Origin of the sequence: Methanospirillum hungatei (genome assembly GCF_020216685.1) — an archaeon.
Lineage (GTDB): Archaea > Halobacteriota > Methanomicrobia > Methanomicrobiales > Methanospirillaceae > Methanospirillum > Methanospirillum hungatei_B.
In genome coordinates, this window is sequence record NZ_JAIWNS010000084.1 from 1 (window position 1) to 10000 (window position 10000).

Genomic DNA, 10000 nt, shown 5'->3' on the forward strand with positions numbered 1-10000 from the left:
TTTCCATCTTCATGGCTTCAAGAACCACCAGAGTGTCACCTGTTTTTACTTTGTCACCCCTGCCGACCATGATCTTTAGGACCATTCCCTGCATATTGCTCTTGACCCCGCCTGGAATGTCCGATTTTGGTGGTTCGGCTGCCTTCTGTTTTCCTTCAACCGGCTGATCCCCAATGGCGAGAATTCTGACGGTGAATGTCTCCCCGTCAACTTCGACCTGCATGGATGAAGGCATAGAAAGACTGGTCTCCTTCTTCTGGACAGCGGATGGGATCGGCTCTGCTTTCCGTTCTCCTTTCAGGAATGAGGGCGCGATGGCAGGATAGAGGATATAGGTGAGGACATCCTCCTCCTTTTTTATCAGGCCTGCACCGGTTGCTTCTGCCTTCATCTTTTCGTACATCGGTGCAAGCAGGTCTGCAGGCCGAACGGTGATAACCTCCTCATCCCCGATGATGATCGTTCGTATCTCATCAGATATCGGACCGGGAGATCTTCCGTACTGCCCTTTTACATAGTCCTTGACCTCGTTTGAGATCGTCTTGTATCGCCCTCCGGTCAGGACATTGAATACTGCCTGGGTTCCGACAATCTGGGATGTCGGGGTGACCAGGGGAGGATATCCGAGGTCTTGTCTGACTCTTGGGATCTCGTCAAGCACTGCCTCCATCTTATCGAGCGCATCCTGGTCCTGCAGCTGGGAGACAAGATTTGTGATCATTCCGCCAGGCAGCTGGTAGATGAGGACATCGCTGTCCACCCGCTCGGCAACCGGGGTGAAGAGGCCCTCATATTTTTTCCGAATCTTCAGACACTCGTTCCTGATCGCTCTGAGATCCATGAGATTGATACCGGTATCCCTGGCTGTTCCCTGAACTGATGCAACAATACTCTCGGTAGGTGGCTGACTGGTTCCAAGAGCAAAGGGTGACATGGCGGTATCGAGAATATCCACCCCTGCTTCGATGGCGGCGTCATATGACATCGGCGCAATACCGCTCGTACAATGGCTGTGGAGATCAACGAGCACATCCATCTCATCCTTGATGCCGGTGATGAGTTCTTTTGCAACAGCCGGCATGATAAGTCCGGCCATATCCTTGATACAGATTGAGTCGCAGTCACGGGCATAGAGTTCACGGGCGAGATCCACAAATCCCCTGACCGAGTGAACCGGACTGGTTGTATATGATATCGTTCCCTGAAGATGGGCACCAGTCTCCTTTACCCTGGTCATCGGGCGTTCCATGTTCCTGATATCATTCAGGGCATCAAAGACCCGGAAGATATCTACCCCGTTTTTATGGGCAAGTTCAACAAACCGATCGACCACATCATCAGAATAGTGCCGGTATCCGACCAGGTTCTGCCCACGCAGAAGCATCTGTATTGGCGTGTGTTTCAGTTCTGCCTTGAGTTTTTGCAGACGTTCCCAGGGGTCTTCGTTCAAAAACCTGATGCAGCTGTCAAACGTGGCCCCTCCCCATGCTTCAACCGAGAAGAAACCGGCCTTATCAATTGAGCGGGTCAGCGGGATCATGTCCTCAGTTCGCATTCTGGTTGCGATGAGTGACTGGTGCGCATCCCGAAGTGTTGTATCTGTTATATAAAGCCGTTTTTGTCGGTCAGAACTCATATGGACACCTATTATACCGCCAGGGTGCGGTTCAAACAATAAAGGTTGAACCGGCTATATTAAAAAAGTCACCTGCAATCAGGGATAAAATGAAAATGGTGCATGAAAAGGCCCCGTTTATCCGGTCTATACCCGGAGAGGAAAAGGACGGGCAATGCATGCCTCCCCTGGTATATCCCCGGAGCGTCAGAAGAATTGCCCGTTCCTGAGCCAGGTTCAGCTGCCTGATGAGTATGCCAGAAAAGACGGCCGGGATTATACGCGGAGAAAGAGATGTCCCTTTCTGCCGAAGGGCGATAGAAATCCGGTCTGTCTCCCGTGCAAGGGTATCAAGGGAAGACATACTCAGCTCTCCGATAAGCCCGAGATCAAATCCGGTTTTTGTACCGAGAAACCAGACTCCCACATCAAGAAGTTCTCCCGGATACCGCTCGGCATACATCCATGACGCGATGATGAGCACCGCCATGATCCTGACCACATATGAGAGACCGTCTTTACCAGACCATACTGCAGCAAGCCCCATCACTCCCGGCACGATGAGGATGATAAAGAAGGATCGGATAGTCCGGATTGAGGTCCGTGCTTTTCCGCATATCAGCCACCAGAGGACTGCGAGGAATGCACCGGGGAGTGAGATCCAGGCTGCAGCAGAGAGCAGGATTGTTGTAACCAGTCTTATCCGGGGATCCTGCATACCGCCTCCTCAAGTTCCTCCCGTGACAGCCCGGATAACTGCACTCCCTTTAATTGTAGATATCTGACAAGGGGTGGAGCGAGGGTCCACTCAGAGAGACATGCAGGCACCTGCCCAAGCCGTTTCAGTCTCCCGCATTCCATCTCCCAGAGCTGGTCTATATGGGGGAGTGAGGTGAGATCATGGCTGATTATTACGATGATCTCATGCGCATGAGAGTCGATGAGCTGCCTGACCCAGCGGCGTGCCTCTTCATCCAGCCCTGCCCATGGTTCATCAAGGACGATGAGATCATACTGCCCGGTGAGAATGGCAGCCAGCTCAAGTCTTCGGACCTCTCCCCGTGAGAGCCTTAAGAGATCGGTATGTTCTTTTCCGGTCAGCCCGGCAGTCCGGATGATTCTTTCAGCATCGCCATGCCAGCTTCCTGCCTCTTCCTGCACGGTCATGGTGCTGATATGATAACTGGTATCCTGCAGGAGCATGACTCTCCTGCCCCCGTTCCACCGGATGGTTCCAGAATCAGGTTCTCCGATTCCAGCCAGGAGTTCTCCAAGCGTGGTTTTCCCCGATCCCACCCGGCCGGTCAGGAGATGGATACCAGTCCCGAACTCTGCATCGGCCTTGAGGGTGAATGCACCTTTCTTTCTGATAACTCCGGTCAGCCTGATCAGGGGGGTATTCATGTGCCTCCTTTTGACAGTTCGGTCTGAACCTTCCTCCAGAACCAGGGATTACTCAGGTGATCCGGGAATGTATGGTCTGCTTCTTCTGTGAGGCAGAGATGCTCGCCAACCTCTCCCCTGACCAGCCGTATCATCTCGTCTGCAATCGCCATCCGTTCAGGCCGGTGCGTGGAGAAGACAACATACCGTATCCCGGATCTTCTGATATATTCCTCAAGCTGGTGGCAGAAGCGCTCGTCAAGGTGGGAATCGGTCTCGTCAAGGATGAGCAGGTCAGGTGAGGCGATGCAGGCGGCGGCGAAGGCGACCAGGATGAGTTCACCGCCAGAAAGGCCATGCATGTCACGATCCAGCAGATGGGTGATACCAAGATCATCGGCACATTTTCTAACCTTCAGATCAGAAGACTCACAGGACTGCCTGGTAAATCTGAGCGGACTTGCCAGTTCATCATAGACTCGTGGAAAGAGGATGTTCCGGTCAGGGTACTCACCAACCCACCCAATCGTACACAAAGACGGCTCTTTTCCGTCAATACGTACAGACCCACTCTTTACAGGCAGAATCCCTGAGAGGAGTTTTAAAAAAGTGGTCTTTCCTGCACCGTTAGGGCCGGCTATCGCGCAGATCCCGGGATGAATCGTACAGGACGGGATTTTGAGTATGCCGGCCCTGACCGACAAAATCTCAATCATGGATCTGACAGCCGCGTTGTGTAGGGCAGGATGCGCCTGGTGATGAGAAATGCCGCAGCTGCTTTGATGGTATCACCGGGAAGAAACGGCAGCATACCGGCGGTGATGGCAGCAGTCAGATTCATTGGAACTGAAATGACGAGCCATGAGAGGCCACAGAGATAGATGATGAATGTTCCAAGGGCAAGCCCTGCTATCTGGATCTTTTCCAAAGCCTGCTCATAGCAGAGACCTACAAGGATTGCCGCCGGAATAAACCCGACCAGGTATCCTCCGGTTGGTCCGAGAAGCACCCCGAGGCCCGCGGTCCCGTTATGAAATACCGGAAGACCGATCGCACCAAGAAGGAGATAGAGCGCCATCGGGATGCCTGCATACCGTTTCATGATCGTGCCGGTCAGGAGCACTGCCATGGTCTGCAGCGTTATCGGTACAGGAATAAATGGGATTGAGGTCCAGGAGAAGACCGTGGTCATCGCGATAAAGAGGGTGGTATGGGTGATGATGATCGATCGATGATAATTTCCGGCCATTTCAGATATGAATGCAGTCTCCTGCAATAACCCGCTCTATCTTTCCGTTGTCCTTCTTGACGACGAGCGCACCGTTCGGGTCGATGTCTATTGCTTCTCCCTCAAAATGTGTCCTCAACGTCACAATCCTGACTCGTCGCCCGATTGTTGAAGAGAAGTTTTTCCATTCCCTGATGACCGCATCAAACTCGCCCTGTGATATCATCTCATACCGGTTCTCAAACTCTTTCAGGATAGCAGCAAGAAGAACAGCACGGTCCACATCCTGGTTCACTTCCTGACTGATAGAGGTCATGGTGCTCCTGATGGTCTGGTTTAATGACTCAAGGTTCACATTCGCATCAATGCCGATGCCGACCAGACAGTACTCAACCTTATTCTCCTCTGCGCCGAGTTCAAGGAGGATGCCGGCGACCTTCTTGTCACCGATGATGATGTCATTGGGCCATTTGATGAGGGCACCGATGTCATACATCTTGCGAAGCACTCGGGCAACAGAGACTGATGCTGCAAGGGTGAGCATGAAGAGCTGTTCAATCGGGATCTGGGGCTGCAGGATTATTGTCACCCAGATACCACCAGTGGGGGATACCCAGGCCCTTCCCATTCTGCCAATACCTCCGGTCTGCTCTTCTGCAATGATGACCATCCCGTTCATCTCATCAATACCGCCCTGCTCGGCAAGATCCTTGCCATACCAGATCGTGGACGGGATGCTCTCGAAAAACCGCATCTTCCTGCCGATGAATTTGGTTTTCAGGTGTTTGTAGATGATATGCGGACGATAGTCCTGGTTCTTGTCATGGAGGACGTACCCCTCCTCACCACTCGCGGTAATATCATATCCAAGCTGGCGCAGCTCATTGATATGTTTCCAGACTGCCGATTTTGAAAGGGACAGTGCCTCTGCTATCTCACTGGTCTCAACTGGTTTATCGGATCTCTCAAGAATCTCAAGGACTTTAAATGCCTGCGTATACATGTGAATATCACCGCTTTGCCCTTACCTGCTCTGTCGGAAGGGGGCAGGGGTCTTTGCCACAGACCTGTCTGATGATGGTGGACTGATGCTCCATGAGCGTTGCAAGGTCAAATATTCCTGTTATATCCACCAGACCGATTGCGGCAATGGTCTTTCCGGTATCATCTTTCAGGGGGGCTACAATAACCGGGATCCCTTTATATTGTCCTGTTGATGGAGTAACTTTACGGATCTCTCCGGCTGCCAGCACCTCTTCAAGAACTGGCCCAGAGTAATCCTCATCAACAACTACCCCGTCTTCTATCCGGATACCCCGTTTCTCAAGAGATCGGGCTGTCACCGGCAGTTTTCCGACTATCTCATGAATAGCCATACAGACCGGTATCCAGTCGGTTGCCTCGGCCTGATCAGATAAGATATAACGGCTCATCATCTTCCCTCAATAATTCCCTTGTGTCTGATTACAATAATCCTTCGCCTTCACCGGCGCAGAACTCACGGACAAACCGACGTGACGGGTATTCATGCAGACTGGCAATCAGAATCCGGCCTTTTCCATATGGGATCTCCAGCATGACCGGACCGTCCGGTGCCTGCAGGATGACCTGCCTGTCCTCTTCACCGGCACAGGGGTCCAGAATGCCATCGATTGTGACTTCCCCTTCCCCATCCTCAATAATGGAAATAAAGGGATGGTCCTTCTGACTCTCTACTGGTGTCGTGGCAAACCCATACCGGTACGAGACCTGGACCGGCAGCCAGTCATATGCAGTGGGATGATCTGCTCCTGCCCCAAATGAGAGGAGTGTCCCGCCTTCTTCCACATATCTCCTGATACGGGGACGTATCGCCCGTAATGCCGCAATAACCGGCGTATGTCCTGGAGATGCAAATCCTGCAGGAATCACAAGGCCGTGTAGTCTGCGTCTGAAAAACGGGGCAGCCAGAAGATGCGGGGTTACCAGTTCACAGGAGTGGCCGCATTCTTCAATGAGACGGGTAAAGAGTACCGGCCCTTCCCAGATGACCGCGACCTGCAATGCCATTTATCCCTTGATTACACCGAGTGGTTCAAGCCGCGCCACAAGCCTGGACAGCCCGAGGTTGTGGACCACCGATACCACTTCAGATGATGATTTGTATGCATCCGGCGCCTCTTCTGCAATGGCCCCGTCATGGGGTGCTTTGACCATTATTCCCGCCATGCCCAGAGTCTCTCTGATATTTTTCCCCTGGATCTTCTTCTTTGCCTGGGATCGTGAAAGCACCCGGCCTGCGCCATGGCAGGTAGAGCCGAACGTCCGGTTCATTGCCACATCGGTCCCTTTGAGCAGGTACGAGGATGAGCCCATGCTGCCCGGGATTATTACCGGCTGGCCGACATGCGTGTAATCAGCAGGAACATCAGGACATCCCGGACCAAAGGCACGGGTTGCACCTTTCCGGTGGACACAGACCTTCCTTGTCTTACCATCTATCTCGTGCTCTTCAATCTTTGCAACGTTGTGAGCAACATCATAGACAAGCCGGATGTCATCATAACCGATTCCGCACATTCTGGTGAGGACTGACCGAATCTGATGGGTGATGATCTGCCGGTTGGCCCAGGCATAATTCGCTGCTGCAGCCATCCCGCCAAAGTATGCTTTTCCCTCCGGTGATGTGAGGGGGGCACAGGCAAGCTGCTTGTCAGGGAGCTGGATGTGATATTTTGAGACTGCATGCTCAAGCACCTGAAGATGATCAGTACAGACCTGGTGACCAAGGCCACGGGATCCACAATGTACCATCATGCAGACCTGGCCCTGTTCAACTCCAAAGGTCCGTGCGGCCTCTTCATCATAGATCTCCTCGACGACCTGTATTTCAAGAAAGTGATTCCCCGCGCCCAGTGTCCCGCTCTGGGGAACCCCTCGTGACCTGGCTTTTCGCGAGACATGGGCAGGGTCAGCTTCTTTCATCCGGCCCTGTTCTTCACAGTGGGTGATATCATCAGAATTTCCATACCCCTCTGCAACTGCAAAGCGGGCACCATCAGTCATCATCTTCTCAAGCTGCTTTTCTGAGAGACGAAGGGAAGAGCGTGCACCCACTCCGACCGGGACTGCGTCGAACAGATTGTCCAGGATCTCTTTCTTTTGAGCAAGGTCTGATGGGTTCAGGGGTGTTGTGAGAAGTCTGACCCCGCAGTTGATATCAAACCCCACACCGCCGGGGGAGATGACGCCGGTCTCATATTCAAATGCAGCCACACCCCCGATGGGAAAGCCGTATCCCCAGTGAATATCCGGCATGGCAAGGGAGTTATGAATTATTCCCGGCATGGTTGCGACATGTGCAAGCTGCTGAAGGGCACCTTCCTCCAGTGTCTTTGTCAGTTCATCAGATAGAAAAAACCGGCCCGGAACATGCATCCCAGGGATAAACCCGACCGGCAACTCCCATTCATATTCTCCCTTTCTTACAACACCTTCAATCATACCAGTCCCTCACACATCAAACAATACGTCGCAGGCATATTCATTCTGTTCCTGCCTGATGGAAAGCCCATACCAGGAGATCCCCTTCACTTCAGTCCCTCCCCCGTGGATCGCAGGATCAAATGGCTCTCCCCGGAGGATTGCTCTGACTTCACCGTCGCGTATCTGAAATTCAAACTCGCAGAAGACGATATTCTGAACCTCTGATTCAAACAGGAGTTCAGAGAGGAATCCATGAAGGAGGTGTTCCAGAGACTGGCCGGTAATGGTGACAGACACCTCCTCTATGGGTCTTGCAGGGCCCCGGTACATCGTCTTCATTAGGGCATGGCCTGCATCGGTAAAGAGCCCGATAGTATCCGCTGCCCTGATATGCATCAGAATATCTGCAGTATGGTCTCTCTCTTCAAAGCTCATCAGAACCCGTTATAATCTTCAGAGAATCCTTCGTCCCTCATCCCGATGTGGTAGGGGATAAGGCCCATATGAATATGGTCAATGTACCTGGCCTGGTACATGGAGATATATATGGTGCGCTCACCTGCCCGTAATGCAAGGTCACTTGGTTTTGGTGGTTTATATGAGATGGGAAGCAGGACCGGCCCGCCACATGAGGTTGAGATTCGAAAATCGGTATTTCGTTCTTTCATATACTCGATCACGTCATCGTCAATGTGTATCGAGTGATAACCAGCCTCCTCGTACAGGCCGGCTTTCAGTTCGGACATCCAAAACAGGTGATACCGGAGGGGAAAAAATGGTTGTGCCGTCAGGTTTTAAGTGGTCATGATCTCTCTGACCGAGGCACGATCCTTCTCTCTCAGCCGGTAGGACCTGCATCTTCTCTTATCATCCCTGATCCCCTGCAGAATGCCAATCCTCGATGATATAAGTCCGATCATCCCCCCGACACCATGGTACGAGACCGGGTATACGGGAGCCAGCCGCTCATATACATCCTCGATGGTGAGATCTCCATGCTGAAGAAATAAAGAAAGAGCAGCACGCCTGACGCCATTTGGATCCCCGGATAACCAGGCTTTCAGTCTCTGCTCTACTACATGCTGTCTTGAGTGGAATGTCATATCATCCAGTTTCAAATCAGCCGATCATAAGGTTTCTTCTCAAATATCCTGAATCACTCTGATTGGTGCATTCTCTGAATCGTTTATTCTGCACCCATAGTATCCAAAAGGAGCATATGAGAATGAGATTGCTTTTGGGTCTTTACGATACCCGGACTATATGAAATGGACTTTTGAAATGGTGTGCCAATTACTATAATGAGTATAGGGCTCTAACCCTTCTGCGCATGAATTTTTTCACCTATGATATCAGCTCCATCTCTCCGATGAAGCTCTGTATCATTCCGATGGTGATTCTGGCATTATCGCTGGTGTCAGTCGGGATGATGTGGATGCAGACCGGTCTTCCGGTCAGTCCGGGGATAGAATTTCAGGGCGGTATCAGTGTTACGATTGTAACCGATGAAAGTCCTGAAGTACTAAAGGAATATTTTTCAGGATATCCCCTTATCAGCATAAATGAAGGGATTAACAACGGCAAGTATCTGAAGTTCGGGCCTATGGATGATACGACTGCCCGAGAGTTTACCAAAAAGGTTGAAGAGAAATATTCCGGTGCAAAAATAGATCAGATCGGCTCATCATTTGGAAAGACTCTTCAGGAACAGGCGATTATCGCGCTGATCATCTCGTTTATCGGGATGGCCATTGTTGTGTTTGCCGTATTCCGGACCTTTGTCCCGGCAGCTGCAGTGGTTATCTCAGCGTTTGCTGACATGGTCATGACCGGTGCAGCCATGAATATCCTGGGGATTCAGCTCTCCCTTGGAACAACGGCTGCTCTGTTAATGCTTATCGGTTATTCGGTGGACAGTGATATCTTACTGACATCCCGTGTCCTGAAACGGAAGGGTAAGTTTGACGAGAAGATGCAGGGTGCCTTTCGGACCGGTATCATCATGACCACCACAACCTTTGGTGCCATTCTTGCCATGTGGGCGGTTGCAGCCGTCGGGGGCATTCAGATCATCTTTGAGATTGCGTCGGTTCTGCTGATTGGTCTCTTCTTTGATGTCATGAACACCTGGCTTACCAATGCAGGTATTATCAAGTGGTACATGACCGAGGGCAAAGGCAGATTATCATCAGGTCAGCGGGGTGCATAAATGGATAAAGACACCCTTATTGACATGATAAAGGATTATCGGGTAGCACTCTATCTGGTTCTGCTGATTGCATCAATTATTGTCATTTTCCCCCACCCGG

Annotated in this window: 13 protein-coding genes; 1 reads left to right on the top strand and 12 read right to left on the bottom strand. The window is 51.6% G+C overall.

Annotated features, from left to right (window positions below; translation table 11 throughout):
• The 12 genes from LDL35_RS05070 to LDL35_RS05125 all read right to left on the bottom strand — a co-directional run.
• On the bottom strand, window positions 1-1636 hold a 1636-nt coding region (locus tag LDL35_RS05070), incomplete at its 3' end, for a pyruvate/oxaloacetate carboxyltransferase (protein WP_304020121.1).
• A gap of 31 nt (window positions 1637-1667) precedes the next feature.
• Window positions 1668-2333, bottom strand: coding sequence for a hypothetical protein (locus LDL35_RS05075; protein ID WP_304020123.1), 666 nt, complete (start codon window positions 2331-2333; stop codon window positions 1668-1670).
• Window positions 2315-3019 carry an ATP-binding cassette domain-containing protein gene (locus LDL35_RS05080; RefSeq protein WP_304020124.1) on the bottom strand — a complete coding sequence of 235 codons (705 nt, stop codon included), beginning with the start codon at window positions 3017-3019 and terminating at the stop codon, window positions 2315-2317. Before LDL35_RS05080 ends, LDL35_RS05075 begins: the two co-directional genes overlap by 19 nt.
• Window positions 3016-3714 (bottom strand): ABC transporter ATP-binding protein, encoded by a 699-nt coding sequence (locus LDL35_RS05085; protein WP_304020126.1) that lies wholly within the window; start codon window positions 3712-3714, stop codon window positions 3016-3018. Before LDL35_RS05085 ends, LDL35_RS05080 begins: the two co-directional genes overlap by 4 nt.
• A complete protein-coding gene (locus LDL35_RS05090) occupies window positions 3711-4247 on the bottom strand; it encodes a biotin transporter BioY (RefSeq protein ID WP_304020127.1) in 537 nt (178 codons plus the stop codon). Before LDL35_RS05090 ends, LDL35_RS05085 begins: the two co-directional genes overlap by 4 nt.
• A gap of 1 nt (window position 4248) precedes the next feature.
• Window positions 4249-5229, bottom strand: a complete 981-nt coding sequence (locus LDL35_RS05095) for a biotin--[acetyl-CoA-carboxylase] ligase (protein WP_304020129.1) — start codon at window positions 5227-5229, stop codon at window positions 4249-4251.
• A 7-nt stretch (window positions 5230-5236) separates the two neighbouring features.
• Window positions 5237-5659, bottom strand: a complete 423-nt coding sequence (locus LDL35_RS05100; RefSeq protein WP_304020139.1) for a DUF2111 domain-containing protein — start codon at window positions 5657-5659, stop codon at window positions 5237-5239.
• A 31-nt stretch (window positions 5660-5690) separates the two neighbouring features.
• Window positions 5691-6275, bottom strand: a complete 585-nt coding sequence (locus LDL35_RS05105; protein ID WP_304020130.1) for a hypothetical protein — start codon at window positions 6273-6275, stop codon at window positions 5691-5693.
• Window positions 6276-7709, bottom strand: a complete 1434-nt coding sequence (locus LDL35_RS05110; protein ID WP_304020132.1) for an RtcB family protein — start codon at window positions 7707-7709, stop codon at window positions 6276-6278.
• A 9-nt stretch (window positions 7710-7718) separates the two neighbouring features.
• The gene (locus LDL35_RS05115; protein WP_304020134.1) at window positions 7719-8126 is read right to left on the bottom strand and encodes an archease; all 408 of its coding nucleotides are present in this window, start codon (window positions 8124-8126) and stop codon (window positions 7719-7721) included.
• Window positions 8126-8437, bottom strand: coding sequence for a hypothetical protein (locus LDL35_RS05120; protein WP_011450106.1), 312 nt, complete (start codon window positions 8435-8437; stop codon window positions 8126-8128). Before LDL35_RS05120 ends, LDL35_RS05115 begins: the two co-directional genes overlap by 1 nt.
• A 48-nt stretch (window positions 8438-8485) precedes the next feature.
• On the bottom strand, window positions 8486-8794 hold the full coding sequence (locus tag LDL35_RS05125) for a DUF2551 domain-containing protein (protein WP_304020136.1): 309 nt from the start codon (window positions 8792-8794) through the stop codon (window positions 8486-8488).
• A gap of 227 nt (window positions 8795-9021) precedes the next feature.
• Here LDL35_RS05125 and LDL35_RS05130 point away from each other — a divergent pair, with 227 nt between their 5' ends.
• Window positions 9022-9900 carry a protein translocase subunit SecF gene (locus LDL35_RS05130; RefSeq protein WP_304020138.1) on the top strand — a complete coding sequence of 293 codons (879 nt, stop codon included), beginning with the start codon at window positions 9022-9024 and terminating at the stop codon, window positions 9898-9900.
• Window positions 9901-10000: the final 100 nt, after the last annotated feature.

Coding starts and splice junctions, on each gene's coding strand:
- LDL35_RS05075 (WP_304020123.1), bottom strand. CDS start 2,333: ATGCAGGATCCCCGGATAAGACTGGTTACAACAATCCTGCTCTCTGCT.
- LDL35_RS05080 (WP_304020124.1), bottom strand. CDS start 3,019: ATGAATACCCCCCTGATCAGGCTGACCGGAGTTATCAGAAAGAAAGGT.
- LDL35_RS05085 (WP_304020126.1), bottom strand. CDS start 3,714: ATGATTGAGATTTTGTCGGTCAGGGCCGGCATACTCAAAATCCCGTCC.
- LDL35_RS05090 (WP_304020127.1), bottom strand. CDS start 4,247: ATGGCCGGAAATTATCATCGATCGATCATCATCACCCATACCACCCTC.
- LDL35_RS05095 (WP_304020129.1), bottom strand. CDS start 5,229: ATGTATACGCAGGCATTTAAAGTCCTTGAGATTCTTGAGAGATCCGAT.
- LDL35_RS05100 (WP_304020139.1), bottom strand. CDS start 5,659: ATGAGCCGTTATATCTTATCTGATCAGGCCGAGGCAACCGACTGGATA.
- LDL35_RS05105 (WP_304020130.1), bottom strand. CDS start 6,275: ATGGCATTGCAGGTCGCGGTCATCTGGGAAGGGCCGGTACTCTTTACC.
- LDL35_RS05110 (WP_304020132.1), bottom strand. CDS start 7,709: ATGATTGAAGGTGTTGTAAGAAAGGGAGAATATGAATGGGAGTTGCCG.
- LDL35_RS05115 (WP_304020134.1), bottom strand. CDS start 8,126: ATGAGCTTTGAAGAGAGAGACCATACTGCAGATATTCTGATGCATATC.
- LDL35_RS05120 (WP_011450106.1), bottom strand. CDS start 8,437: ATGTCCGAACTGAAAGCCGGCCTGTACGAGGAGGCTGGTTATCACTCG.
- LDL35_RS05125 (WP_304020136.1), bottom strand. CDS start 8,794: ATGACATTCCACTCAAGACAGCATGTAGTAGAGCAGAGACTGAAAGCC.
- LDL35_RS05130 (WP_304020138.1), top strand. CDS start 9,022: ATGAATTTTTTCACCTATGATATCAGCTCCATCTCTCCGATGAAGCTC.